At 67.0% G+C, this 18,893-nt stretch carries 21 protein-coding genes and 1 tRNA gene; 8 read left to right on the top strand and 14 right to left on the bottom strand.

All coding sequences use genetic code 11. The features are described from left to right. Nucleotides 1-61 precede the first annotated feature (61 nt). Entirely contained in the window at nt 62-1,441 is a 1,380-nt protein-coding gene (locus tag DES45_RS14810) for a LysM peptidoglycan-binding domain-containing protein (RefSeq protein ID WP_114770783.1), read from the bottom strand. Between the two features lie 128 nt (nt 1,442-1,569). Between DES45_RS14810 and DES45_RS14805 the strand changes: the two genes are divergently transcribed. Continuing rightward, nucleotides 1,570-2,169, top strand: coding sequence for an LOG family protein (locus tag DES45_RS14805; RefSeq protein ID WP_114770922.1), 600 nt, complete (start codon nt 1,570-1,572; stop codon nt 2,167-2,169). A gap of 109 nt (nt 2,170-2,278) precedes the next feature. Here DES45_RS14805 and cimA read toward each other — a convergent pair whose 3' ends face one another. From cimA to cysS, 3 genes are read right to left on the bottom strand one after another with little or no spacing between them, the layout of a single operon-like run. Next, nucleotides 2,279-3,874: a citramalate synthase gene (gene cimA, locus DES45_RS14800; RefSeq protein WP_114770782.1), complete on the bottom strand. Its 1,596-nt coding sequence runs from the start codon at nt 3,872-3,874 to the stop codon at nt 2,279-2,281. Further along, nucleotides 3,871-4,380 carry a GNAT family N-acetyltransferase gene (locus tag DES45_RS14795; protein ID WP_114770781.1) on the bottom strand — a complete coding sequence of 170 codons (510 nt, stop codon included), beginning with the start codon at nt 4,378-4,380 and terminating at the stop codon, nt 3,871-3,873. The genes cimA and DES45_RS14795 overlap by 4 nt, the downstream gene beginning before the upstream one ends. Then, nucleotides 4,380-5,849 carry a cysteine--tRNA ligase gene (gene cysS / locus DES45_RS14790; RefSeq protein WP_114770780.1) on the bottom strand — a complete coding sequence of 490 codons (1,470 nt, stop codon included), beginning with the start codon at nt 5,847-5,849 and terminating at the stop codon, nt 4,380-4,382. The genes DES45_RS14795 and cysS overlap by 1 nt, the downstream gene beginning before the upstream one ends. A 304-nt stretch (nt 5,850-6,153) precedes the next feature. Between cysS and DES45_RS14785 the strand changes: the two genes are divergently transcribed. Further along, entirely contained in the window at nt 6,154-6,480 is a 327-nt protein-coding gene (locus DES45_RS14785) for a hypothetical protein (RefSeq protein ID WP_114770779.1), read from the top strand. Between the two features lie 240 nt (nt 6,481-6,720). On the opposite strand, the gene DES45_RS14780 is transcribed toward DES45_RS14785, so the two are convergent. From DES45_RS14780 to DES45_RS14770, 3 genes are all read right to left on the bottom strand, one after another. Further along, nucleotides 6,721-7,227, bottom strand: coding sequence for a DUF2059 domain-containing protein (locus tag DES45_RS14780; RefSeq protein ID WP_114770778.1), 507 nt, complete (start codon nt 7,225-7,227; stop codon nt 6,721-6,723). 28 nt (nt 7,228-7,255) lie between these two features. Further along, nucleotides 7,256-7,969 carry a ribose-5-phosphate isomerase RpiA gene (rpiA, locus tag DES45_RS14775; RefSeq protein ID WP_114770921.1) on the bottom strand — a complete coding sequence of 238 codons (714 nt, stop codon included), beginning with the start codon at nt 7,967-7,969 and terminating at the stop codon, nt 7,256-7,258. 103 nt (nt 7,970-8,072) lie between these two features. Further along, nucleotides 8,073-8,528, bottom strand: coding sequence for a hypothetical protein (locus DES45_RS14770; RefSeq protein WP_114770920.1), 456 nt, complete (start codon nt 8,526-8,528; stop codon nt 8,073-8,075). A gap of 90 nt (nt 8,529-8,618) precedes the next feature. Between DES45_RS14770 and DES45_RS14765 the strand changes: the two genes are divergently transcribed. Continuing rightward, complete coding sequence (locus DES45_RS14765; protein WP_114770777.1) at nt 8,619-9,308, top strand: HAD family hydrolase; 690 nt, start codon at nt 8,619-8,621, stop codon at nt 9,306-9,308. Nucleotides 9,309-9,376: 68 nt separating this feature from the next. On the opposite strand, the gene DES45_RS14760 is transcribed toward DES45_RS14765, so the two are convergent. Then, a tRNA-Val gene (locus tag DES45_RS14760) sits at nt 9,377-9,451 on the bottom strand. A 248-nt stretch (nt 9,452-9,699) separates the two neighbouring features. On the opposite strand from DES45_RS14760, the gene DES45_RS14755 reads away from it, so the two are divergent. Then, on the top strand, nt 9,700-10,284 hold the full coding sequence (locus DES45_RS14755) for a L,D-transpeptidase (protein ID WP_114770776.1): 585 nt from the start codon (nt 9,700-9,702) through the stop codon (nt 10,282-10,284). A 165-nt stretch (nt 10,285-10,449) separates the two neighbouring features. Here DES45_RS14755 and DES45_RS14750 read toward each other — a convergent pair whose 3' ends face one another. After that, nucleotides 10,450-10,812, bottom strand: coding sequence for a gamma-butyrobetaine hydroxylase family protein (locus DES45_RS14750; protein WP_114770775.1), 363 nt, complete (start codon nt 10,810-10,812; stop codon nt 10,450-10,452). 102 nt (nt 10,813-10,914) lie between these two features. Here DES45_RS14750 and moaA point away from each other — a divergent pair, with 102 nt between their 5' ends. From moaA to DES45_RS14730, 4 genes are all read left to right on the top strand, one after another. Further along, on the top strand, nt 10,915-11,952 hold the full coding sequence (moaA, locus tag DES45_RS14745; RefSeq protein ID WP_114770774.1) for a GTP 3',8-cyclase MoaA: 1,038 nt from the start codon (nt 10,915-10,917) through the stop codon (nt 11,950-11,952). A 105-nt stretch (nt 11,953-12,057) separates the two neighbouring features. Continuing rightward, nucleotides 12,058-12,846 carry an ABC transporter substrate-binding protein gene (locus DES45_RS14740; protein WP_170151515.1) on the top strand — a complete coding sequence of 263 codons (789 nt, stop codon included), beginning with the start codon at nt 12,058-12,060 and terminating at the stop codon, nt 12,844-12,846. Between the two features lie 113 nt (nt 12,847-12,959). Beyond that, nucleotides 12,960-13,826 (top strand): NAD(P)-dependent oxidoreductase, encoded by an 867-nt coding sequence (locus tag DES45_RS14735; protein ID WP_114770772.1) that lies wholly within the window; start codon nt 12,960-12,962, stop codon nt 13,824-13,826. Between the two features lie 277 nt (nt 13,827-14,103). Beyond that, entirely contained in the window at nt 14,104-15,432 is a 1,329-nt protein-coding gene (locus DES45_RS14730; protein WP_170151514.1) for a hypothetical protein, read from the top strand. A gap of 38 nt (nt 15,433-15,470) precedes the next feature. Here DES45_RS14730 and DES45_RS14725 read toward each other — a convergent pair whose 3' ends face one another. From DES45_RS14725 to cobT, 5 genes are read right to left on the bottom strand one after another with little or no spacing between them, the layout of a single operon-like run. Next, complete coding sequence (locus DES45_RS14725) at nt 15,471-15,677, bottom strand: hypothetical protein (protein WP_114770770.1); 207 nt, start codon at nt 15,675-15,677, stop codon at nt 15,471-15,473. Nucleotides 15,678-15,692: 15 nt separating this feature from the next. After that, nucleotides 15,693-16,484 (bottom strand): enoyl-CoA hydratase-related protein, encoded by a 792-nt coding sequence (locus DES45_RS14720; protein ID WP_114770769.1) that lies wholly within the window; start codon nt 16,482-16,484, stop codon nt 15,693-15,695. Continuing rightward, on the bottom strand, nt 16,481-17,134 hold the full coding sequence (locus DES45_RS14715; protein ID WP_114770768.1) for a uracil-DNA glycosylase family protein: 654 nt from the start codon (nt 17,132-17,134) through the stop codon (nt 16,481-16,483). The genes DES45_RS14720 and DES45_RS14715 overlap by 4 nt, the downstream gene beginning before the upstream one ends. Nucleotides 17,135-17,182: 48 nt before the next feature. Further along, the gene (locus tag DES45_RS14710) at nt 17,183-17,707 is read right to left on the bottom strand and encodes a thermonuclease family protein (RefSeq protein ID WP_114770767.1); all 525 of its coding nucleotides are present in this window, start codon (nt 17,705-17,707) and stop codon (nt 17,183-17,185) included. A gap of 2 nt (nt 17,708-17,709) precedes the next feature. Beyond that, nucleotides 17,710-18,735 (bottom strand): nicotinate-nucleotide--dimethylbenzimidazole phosphoribosyltransferase, encoded by a 1,026-nt coding sequence (cobT, locus tag DES45_RS14705; RefSeq protein ID WP_114770766.1) that lies wholly within the window; start codon nt 18,733-18,735, stop codon nt 17,710-17,712. Between the last annotated feature and the right edge of the window lie 158 nt (nt 18,736-18,893).

Here is an 18,893-nt window from a genome sequence, read left to right as displayed (position 1 = left end):
AAACTGTCGGACCTGCATATAGATGATTAAAGTCGGGAATTCACCCTGCCCGCCTCTCTAATCAGTTGGTCTTCTGCGGCTCTTCCCCCGGAAGAACGAAGACCTGGCCGGGATAGATCAGGTCAGGATTGCGGATCTGCTCCTGGTTCGCGCCGTAGATCACCGTGTAGCGCACGCCCTTCCCGTAGGTCCGCTGGCTGATGCGCCAGAGGTTGTCGCCCTTCGACACGATGGTGGTGTTGATGTTGGGGATCACGACCGTGCCGGACGGGATCACGACCGAGTCCGCCGAGGCCGTCCGGGTGGCGGAAGCCGGCAGGCCGGCTGTCGCAGGGGCGGACGGGGCCGCGGCGACCTCGGGCGCAGCCGGTGCCGGGGTCGAAGGCGGCGTCGGCGCCGTCGCCACCTGGGCGGGCACGTTGAAGGTCACCTGGGCGCGCGACTTCACCTGGCCGGAGACCGGATCCACGTCGTCGAGGCGCACCCGGTAGTCGCCGGGACGGACGCCGCTGCCGATGGCGAAGGACACCTTGCCGTCGCTGCCGGCCCCTCCGGGCGCCACGAAGCTTTCGTTGAGGTAGAGGCGCACGGTGGCGCCGGCGGCGGTCTGGCCGGACACGAAGAGCTTTCCGTCCTCCGCCTCGACGGTGACGATCTTGATCTCGGGCCGCGGGGCCGGCTGTGCGGCGGGCTCCGCCGGCGCGGGGGCTGGCGGGACGGTCTCGGGAGACGCGCTCGCCTGCTGCTGCGGCGCGGGCTTGGCCGGCGCTTCCGGCGCCTTCGCCTCGGGGGCCGGCTTGGTCTCGGGGGCAGGAGCCGGCGCGGGAGCCTGGGCTGCCTTCTGCTCCGGCGGCTCGGGATTGGAGAGAAGGACCGTGGGCTTGTCGGGCGCGGTCAGCGCCACGAGCGGCCGGGTCTTGGCCGGATCGAGCACCACGGTCACGCTCTCGCGCGAGCGCTGGCGGGTGCCGTCCGGCGCGATCGACTGCAGGGCGATCTGGTGCGAGCCGGGCGGCAGCGGCGGCGGCACGATGGCGAAGAGGCCCGAGGCATCGGCGGCCGCACGGGCATGGACGAGGTCGCCGCGCAGCAGCTCGATCGTCGCGCCGGGGGCGGCGCGGCCAGCGATCACGCTCTCGCCGTCGGGCTCGATGCGGACCACGTCGAAGGACGGGGCCACCGGAGCGTCGGCGGGCTTGGCCTCGGGAGCCTTGGAGGCTTCCGCCTTCGGGGCTGGTTGCGCAGCCTGCTGGCCCGGAGCGCCGGGGGACGAGGCTCCCTGGCCCGGGGCCGGTTGGGCCGGAGCCACCGACGCACTCTGGGACGGAGGCGGCGTCTCGGACCGTTCCCAGTAGAGGACCCCGAGCAGCACAGCGACGACGGCAACGGCTGCTCCGCCGAGAACAGCGATGGTTCCGCTGATCTGTTTCTCAATCGCCATGCTTTTTCTCACACTCAGGCACTTTCGTGCATTTAAACCGTTTATCTTTCAAAAGGCTACGGCCATAAGGAACAATAACAATGTTCTACGATTCAGCGCGGGATGCTCCCCGCTCCTTTGAAATGCTCATGTCCGATATCAAATCGATTTGCGTCTATTGCGGCTCCGGTTTCGGGGACGACCCCGTTTTCGCTGAAAATGCGGCGGCATTAGGCCGCGCGATGGCCGAACAGGGCATCCGGCTCGTCTATGGCGGCGGCAATGTCGGCCTCATGGGCACCGTGGCCCAGGCCACCCTGGACCATGGGGGTTATGTCACCGGGATTATCCCGGAATTCCTCAAGTCCCGCGAGAAGTTGCTCGATGCCGTTCAGGAAACCATCGTGGTTCCCGACATGCACACCCGCAAGCGCCTGATGTTCGAGAAGGCCGACGCCTTCGTGGCCCTTCCGGGCGGCATCGGCACCCTGGAGGAACTGGTCGAGCAGATGACTTGGGCCCAGCTCGGGCGCCACACCAAGCCTATCCTGCTGCTCAGCACCAAGGGCTTCTGGAAGCCCCTGCTGACCCTCTTCGCCCACATGCGCGACCAGGGCTTCATCCGCCAGGGGCTGGAGCTGAACTACCTGGTGGCCGAACGCGTCGAGGAGGTGATCCCAATGCTCGAAGCTTCCGCCCGCCGCATCGGCCTCGTGGCCAACGAGGACGTGATCGAGGAGCGGTTCTAGAGCATCGGACCCAAAAGTGGACTTGCACTTTTGGGACCAATCCGATGCTCCACCATTGGCGGCGCATCGTTCTTTACGGAAAACCGGGTCCACTTTTCCGCACGATGCGCTAGAGCCCCGCCCCGCTCTTCAGGAGCTTGTAGACCATCGAGTCCGTCAGAGCCTGGAACGAGGCGTCGATGATGTTGGCCGAGACCCCGATGGTGGTCCAGCGGTCGCCGGAGGCGTCGCCGAACTCGATCAGGACGCGGGTCACCGCGTCCGAGCCGCCCTGGTAGATGCGAACCTTGTAGTCGATCAGCTCCAGGTCCTGGATCAGGTCCTGGTACTTGCCGAGATCCTTGCGCAGGGCCACGTCGAGGGCGTTCACGGGGCCGTTGCCCTCGGCGGCCGAGATCAGCACCTCGTCGCCCACCCGCACCTTCACGATGGCCTCCGAGGCGGTGACCAGCTCGCCCACCGCGTTGAAGCGGCGCTCCACGTTCACGGAGAAGCGCTCCACGTCGAAGAAGGCCGGGACCTCGCCCAGCATGCGTTTGACGAGCACGTAGAACGACGCGTCCGCCCCCTCGAAGGCGAAGCCCTCGGCTTCCTTGCGCTTCACCTCGTCGAGCAGGCGGCCGACCCGCGGATCGCCCTTCTGGAGCTCGAAGCCGAGGCGCTTCAGCTCGGCCAGCACGTTCGACTGGCCTCCCTGGTCGGAGACCAGCACCTTGCGCACGTTGCCGACCACCTCCGGCTCCACATGCTCGTAGGTGCGCGGGTCCTTGAGCACCGCCGAGGCATGGATGCCCGCCTTGGTGGCAAAGGCGCTCGCGCCCACGAAGGGCGCGTGGCGGTTGGCCGGCCGGTTGAGAACCTCGTCCACCTGCCGCGACACGTGGGTGAGCTGGCCCAGCGTCTCGTCCGTGACGCCGAGCTCGAAGCGGGACGCATAACCGTCCTTCAGCTTCAGGGCGCCGATGAGCGTCACGAGGTTGGCGTTGCCGCAGCGCTCGCCCAGCCCGTTGAGCGTGCCCTGGATGTGCCGGGCGCCCGCCTCCACGGCCGCGAGCGAGTTGGCGACCGCGCAGCCGCAATCGTCATGGGCGTGGATGCCGAGATGGTCGCCCGGCACGACGCGCGCGACCGCACCGACGATCTCCGTGACCTCGTGCGGCAGGGTGCCCCCGTTGGTATCGCAGAGCACGACCCAGCGCGCCCCGGCCTCGTAGGCCGTCCGGGCGCAGGCGAGCGCGTAGTCGGGATTGGCCTTGTAGCCGTCGAAGAAGTGTTCGCAATCGACCGCGACCTCGCGGCCCCGCGCGCGGGCGGCCTCGACGCTGTCGCGGATCCCGGCGAGGTTCTCCTCGAGAGACGTCTCGAGCGCTACGTGGACATGGTAGTCCCAGGCCTTGGCCACGAAGCAGATCGCGTCGGCCTCGGCCTCCAGCAGGGCCGAGACGCCGGGATCGTTCGAGACCGAGCGGCCGGCGCGCTTGGTCATGCCGAAAGCCGTGAACTTCGCGTTCCTGGTCCGCTTTTCTGCAAAGAACGTGGTGTCGAGCGGATTGGCGCCCGGATAACCGCCTTCCACGTAGTCGATGCCGAGCCGGTCGAGCAGGCCCGCGATCGCCTTCTTGTCCTCGATCGAGAAATCGACGCCCGTGGTCTGGGCGCCGTCGCGCAGGGTGGTGTCGAAGAGATAGATCCGCTCGCGGCTCATGACGGACGCCTCTCGTCCTCGGGCGCCGTGAGGCGCTTTTCCATGGTGGTGTTGGCAAGCCACTCGTCGCCGAGCGAGATGGTGTTCCGGCGCTGAGGCGTGAACCCGCGCTGCTCGAAGAAGAGCCGCGCGGTGTCGCTGGCATCGACCGTCAGGCGGCTTGCCCCGCGGGCGCGGGCGAGCTTCTCGACCGCGTCGTAGAGCATGGCGCCGACGCCCTGGCCCGCCGCCTCGGGATGGACGTAGAGAAAGTCCACGTGCTCGTTGTTCTTAAGCGACGCGAACCCGACCGGCGAACCTTCGAGCGTCGCCACGAGGGTGAGCCCCTCCGCAAGCCGCCTCGCGAAGCTCTCGTCATCGGCGATCTCGGCCCAGGCGGAGCGCTGCGCCTCGCTATAATCCTCCTCGGCCAGCTCCATGACACTGGCCTGGTAGATCTCCACGAGCGCCGCGACGTCGGCCGGAAGGAAGGGCCGCAGGCCCGGCTTCTGCGATGACTGTCCCATCAGCGTGCGACCTCCCAGGTGGTGGTGCCGTCTTTGTTGTCCTTCACGACCACGTTGAGCTTGGCGAGTTCGTCGCGGATGCGGTCGGACTCCGGCCAGTTCTTCGAGGCGCGGGCATCCTTGCGGGCGGCGATCAATCCCTCCACGACGGCCGGATCGACACCGAGCGACGCACGCTTGCGCGCCTCCCACGCAGCAGCTCCCTCCGCGAGGAAGCCGAGCGCCCGGAGATTGGCGCCGAGCTCCTCGTGTGCGCCCTGCCCGTCGAGAGCGTGCAACTCCGCCAGCATCCTCGGCGTGTTGAGGTCGTCCGACAGCGCCTCGACCACCTGCTCGGACAGCCCCGCGGACGTGCCCTCACCCGCCAGCTCGTACCAGCGGTCGAGAACCTTCTCGCTCTCCTCGAGGCCCTTGGCGGTCCAGTCGATCGGCTGCCGGTAATGCGTGCGCAGCATGTTGAAGCGCAGCACCTCGCCCGGCCAGTCCTTCAGCAGGTCGTGGATGGTGAAGAAGTTGCCGAGCGACTTCGACATCTTCTCGCCTTCCACCTGCAGGAAGCCGTTGTGCATCCACACATTGGCCATGCGCGGCATGTCGAAGGCGCAGCAGGACTGCGCGATCTCGTTCTCGTGGTGCGGGAACACGAGGTCGATGCCGCCGCCGTGGATGTCGAAGGTCTCGCGCTCGCTCGGATCGCTGCACGAAAGCCTCGTCTCGAACGCCTTCACGAGATGCTTCCACGACATGGCCGAGCACTCGATGTGCCAGCCGGGACGTCCGGGCGTCGCGATGCCGGCGGGCGAGGGCCAGGCCGGATCCTTCGGGCCGGACGGCTTCCAGAGCACGAAGTCCATCGGGTCGCGCTTGTAGGGCGCCACGTCCACGCGGGCGCCGGACAGGAGCTCGTCGAGGGAGCGCTTCGAGAAGGCGCCGTATTTCGGCACGTTCGGCAGGGTCTGCATCGCGGCAACCGAGAAGAGCACGTGCTCCTCGGCCACGTAGGCGGCGCCGCGTGCGAGGAGCCGCTCGATGATCATGCGCATCTCGTCGATATGCTCGGTCGCCCGCGGCTCGACGAAGCGCGGGGGCCGCCCCGCCTCGTTCACGTCCTCCGGCATGAGGACGCCGAGCGCCCGGATGTCGGCGTGGAACTGGCCCTCGGTCTTCCGGGTGACCTCGCGGATGGCCTCGTTGTGCGGCAGGCCTGGGTAGTCCTGGGCGGCGCGGGCGTTGATCTTGTCGTCCACATCCGTGATGTTGCGCACATACGTCACGGCGTCCGCGCCGTAGACATGGCGCAGAAGGCGGAAGAGAAGATCGAAGACGATGATCGGGCGCGCATTGCCGATATGGGCATAGTCGTAGACGGTCGGGCCGCACACGTAGAGGCGCACGTTCTTCGGATCGATCGGAACGAACACGTCCTTCGATCGGGTCAGCGTGTTGTAGAGCCTTAAGTTCGGCGCCATGAAACCAAGTCCCTTCAGGCCGCAGGCCGGAGGATGGTTTCGATCTTGGAATGAGAACGAGACGGCTCCAGCCAGCGAAATGCGCTAGCTGCAAATAATCCCGGAAATGAGGATCGTTGCCGTGTTCATGACACAGATCAATGCCCTGTCGGCCCAGCCGCGTCAAGGTTCCCGTCAGGTGGACGCGCCTTATTTGCAGAATTGCATACAAAAGGCGTGGGAACGCGCTGAAAACCGTAGCGTTAGAGCTTTATTCATACCCCTTCGTGATAGTGGATCACGAGTAAAAGTAAGTGAGGTTTCTATGCGCCGCGCATTCACCGTGCTCGGGTTGGGTAGTGCTGTGCTCGTCGCAGCCGCGTCCTTGACCATGCTGCCCAACGGCACCCAGGCCTCATCCACCGAAGCCACCTTCATGGTCCCGGCCGCCGACGGCTACGGCGTCGCCAGCTGCCTCACCTCAAACCAGTCCTGTGGCCAAGTTGTGGCGGACACCTGGTGCGAGGCCCAGGGCTTCACCCGCGCCACCTCCTTCCGGCAGATCCGCCCGGAAGAGGTCACCGGATCGATCCAGAAAGCCTCCGTCGGCCCACAGGAACACCTGCCGGTGGCGATCACCTGCACGAATTAAAATTTCGCTGAGAAGCTTTCTGTGATGGCCGGGCTTGTCCCGGCCATTTTGTTGAGAAGCGTAGCCCGCGGCACCCGTTTGGCAGCGGCAGAGCTTCATCGCCGCATGAAAGACGTGGCCGAACCCGCCCAAACTTGGACGATCGGCGGTCGACAACAAAAGAAAAGGCCCGGTTTCCCGGGCCGTTTTCGTTGTCCGTATCGCTGAAGGGACTAAAGCCTCAGGTCCCTCCAGCCGGTCTCAGTTCAGCTGATGGCCGCGCTTGCCCATCTCGGCGCGGGCGCGGATCATGATGTATTCCGAGACGTTCTGGGTCCAGGTCGCCAGGTCCCGGACGATGTCGTCGAGAAGGAGCGGCTGGAGCTCCACGTATTTCTTGCCGGCCGGCGTCTTGTAGAAGGCCGCGACCTCCTTGAGCTCGGCCTCGCTCATGCGGGTCGCGAAGGCGCGGGCCGCGCTGTCGATCATCTTCTGCTTCTGCTGCTCGACCTCGGGGCGGAGCATGGCGGTCACCTCGTCGAGGTCCTTCTGGATCTCGGGCCGGGTCACGTTCATCTGCTGCAATTGGCCGAGCAGCGGCTCGGTCATGGCGTCGAACGAGCGGGTCATGCCGGACCCGATGGCGACCTCGCGGGCGACCGCGAGATGGCTCTCGCTGGGCTGCGCCTGAGCCTGCGCGAAGGCGGGGCTCGCCAGCAGGAAGAGTGCGAAGGTGGTCGCAGCGAGGCGGGATGAGGAACGGATCATCGGGTTGTGCTCCAATGGAAGTGAGGGGTCAGACCTGACCGAGTTCGACGAGCCCCTCCCCGGTCGCGAGGATCGCGCCGGTGGCGAGGCCGATAAAGAGACCGTGCTCGACGACGCCGGGGATGTTGTTGAGCGTCGAGGCGAGAACGTTCGGCTTGTCGATGCGCCCGAGATGCGCATCGAGGATGTAGTGGCCGCCGTCGGTCACGTAGGTAGACCCGTCCGCGGCCTTGCGCAGACGGAGCTCGCCTTCCAGGCCCAGGCTCTCCACCAGCTTCGTGATGGCGATCTCGGTCGCCCGCAGGCCGAACGGCACCACCTCGATCGGCAGAGGGAAGCGCCCGAGCGTCTGGACGCGCTTCGACCCGTCGGCGATGACGATCATGCGCCGGCTGGCGGACGCCACGATCTTCTCCCGCAGATGCGCGCCGCCGCCGCCCTTGATGAGGCGCAGGTCCTCGTCGATCTCGTCGGCCCCGTCGATCGTGAGATCGAGTTCGGGCGTCTCGTCGAGGGTCGTCAGGGGGATGCCCTCGCGCTCGGCCTGCTCGCGCGTCGCCTCCGAGGTCGGCACGCCGACGACCTGCAGTCCTTCGCGCACGCGCTCGCCCAGGGCCGCGACGAAGTGCGCCGCCGTGGAGCCGCTGCCGAGGCCGAGCTTCATGCCGTCGGTGACGAGGGCCGCCGCCCGTTCGCCTGCTGCGCGCTTGAGTGTATCGCTCACGAAAGCCTCATCGTTCATTTTCATGCGGGCGGGCCCGCTCGGCCCCGCCCTTAGCACGTAAGGGACCCTGGAAGAAAGAACGTTTCACCCCCTGCAAACGAGGGGGAGGCGCGGCTGGATGTTATGGCCGCTGCGGCGACGCGCCGGTGCCCGGACGCACGGAGGGCGTGGCGGACGGCGCCGGCGTCGCAGGAGCGGCCGGGGACGGTGTCGCCTGGGGCGTGCACACGACCCGCTCGTCGAACACGTAGCAGATGCTCATCTCGCCGGTGCGGTAATTGACCCGGAACACGCCGCCCTCGCGCTCGTGCCGGGAGGCGACGAGCCCGTACTCGCCCGGCGTCTGGGGTCCCGCTCCCTCTCCCGAGGTAAAGCAGAGCGTCACCCCAATCGTGCCTTCTTGCAAACCATACTGGCAGGAGCTGACCTCGCCGGTGACGCGATCGATCCTATAAATCCGGTTGAGGTCGGTCTGGGGCGCGGGAACGAAATCGTAGGTGGCCGCAAGCGCAGGAAAGGAGAGCCCTCCCAGAACCAGGACCGCAGAAACACCCGCCGCAGAACCAAAGAACCGCATCCAAAACTCCATCCGGTAAGATCGAATCAACCTAAACACCATAGCATCGTGGTGCGTGATTCCCTTGCCCTCAGCAGGTAGCCGACCTTCATGGCCATTCATACCCCACCCGTCGCCGTCTTCGATCTGGATGGAACGCTGGCCGACACGGCCGTCGACCTCGTCGGCACCCTCAACGTGATTCTCGACCGGGAGGGCCTGGCTCCCCTGCCGGTGGACGATGCCCGCGACATGATCGGGGCAGGGGCGCGGGCCCTGATCCAGCGCGGCTTCGAGGCCGCCGGCAAGGAGCTGGCGCCGGCCTACCTGGATGACCTCTTCCGTCAGTTCATGGTCCATTACGGCGAGAACATCTGCGTCAAGACCCGCCTCTTCCCCGGCGTCAGGACGGCGCTGCGGCGGCTCGATGCCGCAGGCTTCATCCTGGCGGTCTGCACCAACAAGGTGGAGGAGCATTCGGTGAAGCTCCTCGACGCGCTCGGCGTGAGCCACCTCTTCGCGGCCAATTGCGGTCGGGACACCTTCCCGTACTTCAAGCCGGACCCGCGCCACCTGACCATGACGGTCGAGCGCGCGGGCGGGCATCCTGGCCGGGCCGTGATGATCGGGGATTCGCGAACGGACATCGTGACGGCCCAGAACGCTCGCATCCCGTGCATCGCCGTGCCCTTCGGCTACACGGACGTACCGGTCCAGGAACTCGGGCCCGATCTCGTGATCGAGCATTTCGACGAGCTCTTCGCCGCGGTGGAGAACGTGCTGAAGCCGATGGCCGCATGAAAGGCGCGGCAGGGGCCGCGCTCCGATCCTGAGCACGAAAATGTGAAGATGATGGATCAGGAAGGAAATGGTGGGCGCGACAGGGATTGAACCTGTGACCCTTCGCGTGTGAAGCGAATGCTCTCCCGCTGAGCTACGCGCCCTGACCAGCGCCTTCTAGAGGCGTTAAACCCCTGACGTCAAGCCAAAGAATCCGAAACCGCGCGGACAATTTGATCCGGTGGCCGAATGTGGCAGCGGAGCCTTAACGGGCCGGTTACTCTGTGGCGAAAACATGGCTGAGGTCGCCTAGGATTCTATTACGAAATCCCTATAAAGCTTGGATCCGAACCGCGGCTGTTGCGTTTAGCAATCACCGACCCGCACCAAACTGGATTTTTCCGAGGCAATTATGGGACGCACTTTCGCTGCCCTCTCCGGGCTCGCCTGCGCCTTCGCCGTCCTGGCGACGCCGGCTTCCGCTTTCACGGCGGTCGATCCTCTCACCCGCCAGCCGCTCTACAGCGTGGACGACTCGCTGAAGGCCCAGGCCGTCGCTCCGCAGCGGCAGGTGGTCTCCTTCGACGGGCGCTACGCCCCCGGCACCATCGTGGTCTCGACCAGCGAGCGCCGGCTCTACTACGTGCTCGGCAACGGCCAGGCGATCCAGTACGGGGTCGGCGTCGGCCGCCCGGGCTTCACCTGGGCTGGGACCCACTCCGTCACGATGAAGCGCGAATGGCCCGACTGGCGCCCGCCGGCCGAGATGCTGAAGCGCCGTCCCGACCTGCCGCGCTACATGAAGGGCGGCCCGGACAACCCGCTCGGCGCCCGCGCCCTCTACATCGGCAGCACCATCTACCGCATCCATGGCTCGAACGAGCCGGAGACCATCGGCGAGGCCGTCTCCTCGGGCTGCATCCGCATGACCAACGAGGACGTGGTGGACCTCTACAACCGCGCCAAGGTCGGCGCCCGCGTGGTGGTCCAGCGCTGAGTTGAAGTTCACCATCGTCATTCCGGGGCCGCGTAGCGGAGCCCGGAACCCATAGCCGCTGACGGTTCAGGATTGAGCGAGACGCTGATCGCCTTTTCTTGAGACGCTAGCGCTTATGGGTTCCGGGCTCTCGCGTTGCTCGCCCCGGAATGACGGTGCCTCCCCTCACCGCCCCTCCCGCGACAGCCCCTTCGCGGCAAGCTCGTCGAGATAGGCCTGCCAGCGCTCCGCCTGCTCGCTGCCGAGGCGGTACAGGTAGTCCCAGCCGTAGATGCCCGTGTCGTGCATGTCGTCGAAGACCAGCTTCACGGCGTAGTTGCCGATGGGCTCGACGCCGATGATCTCCACGTTCCGCTTGCCCGGCACCGTCTTGCGCTCAGCCGGGCTGTGCCCCTGCACCTCGGCAGAGGGGCTCGTGACGCGCAGGTACTCCGCCGGCAGGTGAAAGGCCGCGCCGTCGTCGAACACGATGCTCAGGGTCCGCTTGTCCTTGGCAAGGCGGAGTTCGGTTGGCCAGCGCTCGGACATGGTGGAGAATCCTCGTGACGTCAGGGATGATTTGACGATAGCTGCGGGAGAACTAACTTTAAGGCAAGCTCCCGGACGCCTGGCGACAAGGATGGCTCAAGAATGCAGGGACCTGCGATCCCGTTGACGACCCCCGGCGCTGACGCCCCCCTGCTCGACCCCTTCGGCCGGGCGATCACCTACCTGCGCGTCTCGGTGACAGACCGCTGCGATTTTCGCTGCGTCTACTGCATGTCCGAGGACATGGCCTTCCTGCCCAAGCGCGACCTGCTGACCCTCGAGGAGCTCGACCGCATCTGCTCGACCTTCGTGAACCGGGGCGTGCGCAAGCTGCGCATCACCGGCGGCGAGCCGCTGGTGCGGCGGGACATCATGACCCTGTTCCGCTCCCTCGCGCGGCATCTCGATTCCGGCGCCCTCGACGAGCTGACGGTCACGACGAACGGGTCCCAGCTCGCCCGCCACGCGGCGGAGCTCGCCGCCTGCGGCGTGAGGCGGGTCAACGTCTCCCTGGACACCCTCGACCCGGACAAGTTCCGCCGCATCACCCGCTGGGGCGAGTTGTCGAAGGTCATGGCCGGGATCGACGCGGCGCAGAAGGCCGGCCTCAAGGTCAAGATCAACGCGGTCGCGCTCAAGGGCGTGAACGAGGATGAGATCGAGCCCATGATGCGCTGGGCGCACGGGCGCGACATGGACCTGACGCTCATCGAGGTCATGCCGCTCGGCGAGATCGAGGTGCAGCGCGTCGACCAGTTCCTGCCCCTCTCCATGGTGCGCGCCCGGCTCGCCGCATCGTACGCGCTGGAGGATCTGGCCGAGAGGACCGGCGGGCCCGCCCGCTACGTGCGGGTGAAGGAGACCGGCGGCAAGCTCGGCTTCATCACGCCGATGACGCACAATTTCTGCGAAAGCTGCAACCGGGTCCGCCTCACCTGCACGGGCCAGCTCTTCATGTGCCTGGGCCAGGAGGACGCCGCGGACCTGCGCACGCCCGTGCGGACGTCCGAGTCCAACCAGGCCCTGGAGCAGGCGATCGTCGACGCCATCGCCCGCAAGCCCAAGGGACACGACTTCATCATCGACCGGCGCCATTCCCGCCCGGCGGTGGGACGCCACATGAGCATGACCGGCGGTTAAGCTTTCCGGAACGAAATCTCCTCGCGCCAAAGTAACTCAGCCGTTCAGACGTTGACTGTACAACGCTTTCACGGAATATCGACCTGGATTACCTGGGCGATGAACGTGGACCTGTTGAGTATCTGGCGGAAACTGGGACCGATCGCGGCGTTGGCCGTCGGGCTTTCGTCCGCCCTTCCTGCTGCCGCGCAGGACAAGCCGGTGATCCGCGTCGCCGTCGAAGGCGCCTATCCGCCCTTCAACTATCTCGACCAGAACAACGAGCTCCAGGGTTTCGAGGTCGATCTCCTCCAGGCGCTGTGCGATGCCATGAAGGCCGAGTGCATGCCGACCGTCCACCAGTGGGACGGCATCATGCGCGGGCTCCTGAACAAGGAATACGATGCGATCATGTCCTCGCTCGAGATCACCGAGCGGCGGCAGAAGCGCATCGCCTTCACCAACCCCTATTACCGCATCCCGGCAATCTTCATCGGGCTCAAGGAGATGCCGGCCGGCGACGTCACGCCCCGGGCCCTGGCCGAGAAGCGCATCGGCACCGCCGACCGCAGCGACCACGAGACCTACCTCAAGGAATTCTACAAGGAGTCCGAGATCGAGCTCTACGGCAAGACCGAGGAGGCCAATCTCGACCTTCTGGTCGGCCGGCTCGACGCCGTGTTCGGGGACAAGCGCTTCCTGACCAAGTTCCTGGAATCCCGCGAAGGCGGCTGCTGCCACATCCTCGGCGACGCGCCGGCGAACCCGGCCTACCGGCACCAGTCCTACGGCATCGGCCTGCGCAAGGAGGACGTGGCCCTGAAGGACCGCTTCAACGCCGCCATCGTCCAGGTCATGGCGGACGGCACCTACGACCGCATCCGCGCCAAGTATTTTTCCTTCGACATCAAGTAGGGCATCGGACCGCTCCCAAAAGTGCGGAACCACTTTTGCGACCGATGCCCTAACCGCGTTTGACCGCGCCCCCTCGTCTCCATACAACCACCATGACGAAACGGGAGCAGACGATGGCGAAGGTCGCATTTCTGGGTTTGGGCGTGATGGGCTACCCCATGGCGCGGCATCTCATGGCCAAGGGGCATGAGGTGACGGTCTACAACCGCACGGCCGCGAAGGCCGAGAAATGGGTGTCCGAGAACGGCGGCCGCGCCGCCCCGACGCCCCGCGAGGCCGCCGAGGGCCAGGAGATCGTGTTCGCCTGCGTGGGCAACGACGACGACCTGCGTCAGGTGACCCTCGGGGCCGACGGCGCCTTCCACGGCCTGAAGGCCGGCAGCCTCTTCGTCGACCACACCACCGCCTCGGCGGAGGTCGCCCGCGAGCTCTACGCCGCCGCGCAGGACAAGGGCGCGGCCTTCATCGACGCGCCGGTTTCCGGCGGCCAGGCGGGCGCCGAGAACGGCGTGCTCACCGTCATGTGCGGCGGCGACCAGGGCGCTTACGCGAAGGCCGAGCCCGTGATCATGAGCTTCGCCCGCGCCTGCCGGCTGATGGGTCCGGCCGGTTCCGGCCAGCTCACCAAGATGATCAACCAGATCTGCATCGCCGGCCTCGTCCAGGGCCTCGCCGAGGGCATCCATTTCGGCAAGCGGGCCGGCCTCGACATCGAGGCGGTGCTCGACGTGATCTCGAAGGGCGCCGCCGGCTCCTGGCAGATGGAGAACCGCGGCAAGACCATGAATCAGGGCAAGTTCGATTTCGGCTTCGCGGTCGACTGGATGCGCAAGGACCTCGCCATCGTGCTCGACGAGGCGCGCAAGAACGGCGCCAGCCTGCCGGCCACCGCGATGATCGACCAGTTCTATGCCGAGGTTCAGAAGATGGGCGGCAACCGCTGGGACACGTCGAGCCTGATCGCCCGCCTGGACCGTTGATCGCGGCGCCGCACGCCTGTCCGCTTTTGCCCCCTCCTAGGTAAGTTCGAGCCATGCTCTAACTCGCAAGACCACAGGGCGCTGATCGAAAGGTCAGCGCCCTTTTCCATCAGCGCGTGTGAAAATAGCGCCTGGATCTCCGTGTGCGGGAGATTGCGGCGCCGCGGCCGAGAAGGCGGGCGGCCGGGAGGAGCCCCGTGGCCGGGGCATGTCAGTCACGACGACAGAACCATTCGAGGGCGATCCGGGGGCGCGGACAACCATTCGAGGAAACGCCATGGCGAGGCATTCGCACGACCATTCGCTCTACTTCTCGGCCTTCACCGAGGAGGCCGGCCGGGAGCTTTACCGGCTCAATCCCTGGAGCCACGAGCCGACCCTGATCGATCTCTCGCCCGGCGGCGGCTACGGATCGCCCCATGGCTTCGCCGAACTCGGCGGGCAGCTCTATTTCGCGAACGCGACGCTGGAGCAGGGCACGGAGCTGTTCCGCTACTCCCCGCGGACCGGCGAGACGACCGTATTCGACATCAATGCCGGCGCCGCGCCCTCGGACCCGTACCAGCTGACCCCGTTCGCGGGAGCGCTCTATTTCGGGGCGACAACGGAAGAGAACGGCACGGAACTCTACCGTCTCGCCCGCGGCAGCGACACGCCGACGCTCATCGACATCAATCCCACCGATGCCCAGCCGGGGCCCGAGGCGACCGGCTCGGTTCCTACCGATTTCTTCGAGTTCGGCGGTCAGCTCTATTTCCGCGCCTTCTCCGAGGCGAACGGCAACGAGCTCTACCGCCTCGACCCCGGCAGCACCACGCCGGAACTCATCGACATCAATCCCGGTCCCGACTGGTCCACGCCGGGTCTCCTGAGCAGCTTCACCGCGTACAGGGGATATCTCTACTTCACCGCTTTCACGGAGGAGACGGGGGACGAGCTTTTCCGCCTTGCGCCCGGCAGCACCACACCTGAAGTGATCGACATGACCCCTGGCGCCGAGGGCTCGTTCCTCGGCACGTTCAGCGGCATCGTTCCCTTCAGGGGCTCGCTCTACTTCGCCGGCTCTTCGCCCGGGACCGGCACGGAGCTGTTCCGCCTGAAGCCGGGCAGCACCACGCCGACGATCATCGACATCAATCCCGGCGAGGCGTCCTCCTCCGTGAACAACCTCACGGTCTTCAAGGGATCGCTCTACTTCACCGCCCAGACGTCGGAGAACGGGATGGAGCTCTACCGCCTCTGCCCGGGCAGCACGAAGCCGCAGCTGATCGACATCGCACCGGGCGAGGCCAGTTCGACTCCCTTGGAACTGACGGAGTACAAGGGCCGGCTCTACTTCTCGGCCGAGACGGAGGCGAACGGGCGCGAGGTCTACTCGATCTCGCCCCGGAGCAACCATGCCACCCTGGTCGATCTGAACCGGGGCGAAGGCGACTCGAACCCCACCGGCTTCACCGAGTTCAGGGGCAAGCTGTACTTCACGGCCGAGACGGAGGAGACCGGATCCGAACTCTTCCGCCTCGCCGGGCACTGCGCCAGGCCGACGGTGGTGGACATCAACGAAGGGCCCGAGGGCTCGTCGCCGAACGACTACTTCGTGCTGTGATTTCGGCGGTGCGGCGGAGCCCGCCGCACCTGTCGCCCTCACCGCCGCGTCATCGTGAGATAGACGATGAAGCCGCCGATGCCGAGGGCGAGCAGCATCAGGACGATCTCGCGCGTCTCGCCCTGGAAGGAGGCGTCGCGGTACATCTGCGACAGGCGCTGGGCGTGCTCGGGATCGCGCGACATGAAGATGCCGATCACGATCATCAGCACGAGAAGGATGAGGATCAGGTAGTTCGGACGCATGCTCTGGTGTCTCCCTCAGCGGCCTTCGAACCGGGGCGCGCGCTTCTCGCGGAAGGCCGCGATGCCTTCCATGAAATCCCGGCTGAAGCCGGCCTCGCTCTGCAGCGCCGCCTCGAGCGCGAGCTGCCCTTCGAGGTCGTTCGACAAGCTCTGCGCCACCGCCTGCTTGGTGAGGCGCTGGGCTAGGCCCGCTCCGTCGGCGAGCTTCGCCGCGAAGGCCGCGACATCGTCCGCGAAGGACGCGTCCTCGAACACCCGGTAGACGAGCCCGAGGCGCTGGGCCTCCTCGGCGGGGATCGGGTCGGCGGTGAGCATGAGGGCGAGCGCCTGCTTCGGGCCGACGAGGCGCGGCAGGATCCAGGTGCCTCCCGCATCCGGGACGAGCGCGATCTTGGCGAAGGCCTCCTGCAAATAGGCGGAGCGCGCCGCCACGACGATGTCGCAGGCGAGCGCGATGTTCATGGAGGCGCCGACGGCTGGACCGTTGAGGGCCGCGATCGTCACCTTCGGGAAGTTGGCGAGGGTGAGCACCAGGGGATTGTAGTCGCGGGCGAGCGGCGGCCCGAGATCGATGCGGCCTTCAGCATCCCTCGGCAGGTCCTCCGTCAGGTCCTGGCCCGACGAGAAGGCGCGGCCTTCGCCGGTGAGCACCACCACCTGCACGGCCTCGTCCTGCGCCAGCGACTGCAGCGCCTCGCGCAGCTCCGCATGCATCGTGGCGTTGAGGGCGTTCAGCTTGTCGGGCCGCGCAAGCGCGACGGTCGCGACCTTGCCGTTCACGGTGCAGCGCAGGGTGGTCGAATTCATGGGGTCGTGGCTCCTCGATCGTCGAGCCGGAGCATAGTGCGAAGCTCGGCCTGAAGCACGGGCAAAAGCTCCGCTTCGAACCATGGGTTTTTCCTCAGCCATCCGTTGTTGCGCCAGGATGGGTGCGGGAGCGGCAGGATGCGCGGACGGCGCGGAGCGGACAGGATCTCGCGCCAGCGTTTCACCGTCTCGGTGAGACCGTCCTTGAAGTCCTCGCCGAGATGCCAGGCCTGGGCGTACTGCCCGATCAGCAGGATCAGCTCGAGATCCGGCAGCGCCTCGAAGACCGGCCGTCGCCAGGCTTGCGCGCATTCCCGGCGCGGCGGCAGGTCGCCGCCCTTGGAATCCTGCCCGGGAAAGCAGTGGCCCATGGGCACGATGGCGATGCGCGAGCCATCGTAGAAGGTCGCCTCGTCCAGTCCGAGCCAGTCCCGCAGCCGCGTTCCCGACCGGTCCGAGAACGGGATGCCGCTCGCATGCGCCCGCGTACCCGGCGCCTGGCTGGCGATGCACAGGCGCGCCGTGGCGCTGCCCCGGATGATGGGGACGGGCTCGTGCGGCAGCGGCGCACCGTAGAGCGGCGCGTCGCGGCAGATGCGGCAGGCGCGGATGTGCCGCGACAGTTCGTCGAAATCGGGGGCGGAATCCATTCCCGTCAGATGGGGATCGTCGCGCGCGGCCGCGAGCGCGGCGCAGCGTCACTGCCGGGGCGCGTTCTCCCGCCGCCATTCCTGCGGACGCTGGAACTCGCCGGCCCAGATCCCTGCCCCGCGACGGCGGGCAGCCGCCTCCTCGTCCCGGTACTCCCGGTCATAAGCCACGGCCCAGCCCTCCTGAACCATGCGCCGGTTCAGGTCGGTCCCACCGGCCGTGCAATAGACCAGCAGGCGCTTGTAGCGGTCGCGGCCGGAGGAGCGGCAGCGGAGCTCCTCGTTGACGATCATGCCGACCAGCGCGTCGCGGGCGGTCTCGCCGCAGAGATAGGATCGGCCGGAGCGCGAGCACATCTGGCGCATCTCCGGCGCATCGATGCCCTTCAGGCGCAGCCGCTCGTCACCGATGCGGATCGTGTCCCCGTCGATGGCGTGGGCGCGGCCTTCGAGCACTCGGCCGCTGGGGTGAAGCAGGTACCAGGCCGCGACAGCCAGCAGCAGGGCCAGGAAGAGGGAGCTGAGCCCGGAGGAGCGTGCGGAGCGGCGGGGTTTTAGCGGAATGCGCGCCATGGTCAGGCCAGGCGCTCGGACACTCCGGCCTGGGCGAAGGTCGCCATGTCGCGATGGATGGCCGCCGCGCTCTTGATGAGCCCGACCGCGAGCGCCGCGCCCGAGCCTTCGCCGAGGCGCATGCCCAGCGCCAGCAGCGGGATCTTGCCGAGACGGGCGAGCACGTCCTGATGGGCGCCCTCGGCCGAGAGATGGCCGGCGACGCAATGGTCGATGGTGGACGGATGGATGGCGTGCAGGATCGCGGCGGCCGCTGTCGCCACGTAGCCGTCGAGCACCACGGGAATCTTCTGCAGCCGCGCCGCCAGGATCGCGCCGGCCATGGCCGCGACCTCGCGGCCGCCGAGGCGGCTTAAGGTTTCGAGCGGGTCGTTCAGGTGCTCCCGGTGCCGGGCGATGGCGGCCTCGACGGCTGCGACCTTGCGCCTGAAGCCTTCGTCGTCCACGCCCGTGCCGCGGCCGACCCAGTGCTCGGCCGGCCCGCCGTAGAGCGCCGCGTAGATCGCCGCCGCCACGGTGGTGTTGCCGATGCCCATCTCGCCAATCGCCAGCAGGTCGGTGCCGCCTGCGATCGCCTCCATGCCGAACGCCATGGTGGCGACGCAGGACCGCTCGTCCATCGCCTCGCGCTCGGTGATGTCGTTGGTGGGCATGTCGAGGGCGAGGTCGAAGACCTTGAAGCCGAGGCCGAGGCTGGCGCAGATCTGGTTGATGGCCGCACCGCCCGCCGCGAAGTTCTCCAGCATCTGCCGGTTCACGTCGGACGGATAGGCCGAGACGCCCTTCGCCGTCACGCCGTGGCTGCCGGCGAAGACGCAGACGAGCGGCCGGTCGACGGTCGGAGGCGCCTTGCCTTGCCAGGCCGCGAGCCACTCGACGAGCCATTCGAGGCGGCCCAGGCTGCCCGCCGGTTTGGTGAGCTGGCGCTCGCGCAGCCGCACCGCCTCGACAGCCGCCTCGTCCGGGCCTGGCATGGTGGTGATCAGGCGGCGGATGTCGTCGAAGGGCGAGGTGGCGGCATCGGTCATAGAACGGCTCCAGCCCGGAAGGGCGCGGAAGAAAAGGAGAAGTCGGCCGTCCTATAGACCATTTTGGCCTGAAAGGGAGACCCGACGGATGCACTGGCTCCGGGGCGGCCGTGCAGGAGGAGAATGGCAGATGGATCTGAAAGGTCAGCAGACCGCGG

Source organism: Microvirga subterranea (assembly GCF_003350535.1).
Classification (GTDB): Bacteria; Pseudomonadota; Alphaproteobacteria; order Rhizobiales; family Beijerinckiaceae; genus Microvirga; species Microvirga subterranea.
This window is presented reverse-complemented; position numbering and strand designations above follow the sequence as displayed.

What these genes read in the sequence shown, in the direction of transcription:
- DES45_RS14810 (WP_114770783.1), bottom strand. Translation starts at nt 1,441, where the DNA reads ATGGCGATTGAGAAACAGATCAGCGGAACCATCGCTGTTCTCGGCGGA.
- DES45_RS14805 (WP_114770922.1), top strand. Translation starts at nt 1,570, where the DNA reads ATGTCCGATATCAAATCGATTTGCGTCTATTGCGGCTCCGGTTTCGGG.
- cimA (WP_114770782.1), bottom strand. Translation starts at nt 3,874, where the DNA reads ATGAGCCGCGAGCGGATCTATCTCTTCGACACCACCCTGCGCGACGGC.
- DES45_RS14795 (WP_114770781.1), bottom strand. Translation starts at nt 4,380, where the DNA reads ATGGGACAGTCATCGCAGAAGCCGGGCCTGCGGCCCTTCCTTCCGGCC.
- cysS (WP_114770780.1), bottom strand. Translation starts at nt 5,849, where the DNA reads ATGGCGCCGAACTTAAGGCTCTACAACACGCTGACCCGATCGAAGGAC.
- DES45_RS14785 (WP_114770779.1), top strand. Translation starts at nt 6,154, where the DNA reads ATGCGCCGCGCATTCACCGTGCTCGGGTTGGGTAGTGCTGTGCTCGTC.
- DES45_RS14780 (WP_114770778.1), bottom strand. Translation starts at nt 7,227, where the DNA reads ATGATCCGTTCCTCATCCCGCCTCGCTGCGACCACCTTCGCACTCTTC.
- rpiA (WP_114770921.1), bottom strand. Translation starts at nt 7,969, where the DNA reads ATGAACGATGAGGCTTTCGTGAGCGATACACTCAAGCGCGCAGCAGGC.
- DES45_RS14770 (WP_114770920.1), bottom strand. Translation starts at nt 8,528, where the DNA reads ATGCGGTTCTTTGGTTCTGCGGCGGGTGTTTCTGCGGTCCTGGTTCTG.
- DES45_RS14765 (WP_114770777.1), top strand. Translation starts at nt 8,619, where the DNA reads ATGGCCATTCATACCCCACCCGTCGCCGTCTTCGATCTGGATGGAACG.
- DES45_RS14755 (WP_114770776.1), top strand. Translation starts at nt 9,700, where the DNA reads ATGGGACGCACTTTCGCTGCCCTCTCCGGGCTCGCCTGCGCCTTCGCC.
- DES45_RS14750 (WP_114770775.1), bottom strand. Translation starts at nt 10,812, where the DNA reads ATGTCCGAGCGCTGGCCAACCGAACTCCGCCTTGCCAAGGACAAGCGG.
- moaA (WP_114770774.1), top strand. Translation starts at nt 10,915, where the DNA reads ATGCAGGGACCTGCGATCCCGTTGACGACCCCCGGCGCTGACGCCCCC.
- DES45_RS14735 (WP_114770772.1), top strand. Translation starts at nt 12,960, where the DNA reads ATGGCGAAGGTCGCATTTCTGGGTTTGGGCGTGATGGGCTACCCCATG.
- DES45_RS14730 (WP_170151514.1), top strand. Translation starts at nt 14,104, where the DNA reads ATGGCGAGGCATTCGCACGACCATTCGCTCTACTTCTCGGCCTTCACC.
- DES45_RS14725 (WP_114770770.1), bottom strand. Translation starts at nt 15,677, where the DNA reads ATGCGTCCGAACTACCTGATCCTCATCCTTCTCGTGCTGATGATCGTG.
- DES45_RS14720 (WP_114770769.1), bottom strand. Translation starts at nt 16,484, where the DNA reads ATGAATTCGACCACCCTGCGCTGCACCGTGAACGGCAAGGTCGCGACC.
- DES45_RS14715 (WP_114770768.1), bottom strand. Translation starts at nt 17,134, where the DNA reads ATGGATTCCGCCCCCGATTTCGACGAACTGTCGCGGCACATCCGCGCC.
- DES45_RS14710 (WP_114770767.1), bottom strand. Translation starts at nt 17,707, where the DNA reads ATGGCGCGCATTCCGCTAAAACCCCGCCGCTCCGCACGCTCCTCCGGG.
- cobT (WP_114770766.1), bottom strand. Translation starts at nt 18,735, where the DNA reads ATGACCGATGCCGCCACCTCGCCCTTCGACGACATCCGCCGCCTGATC.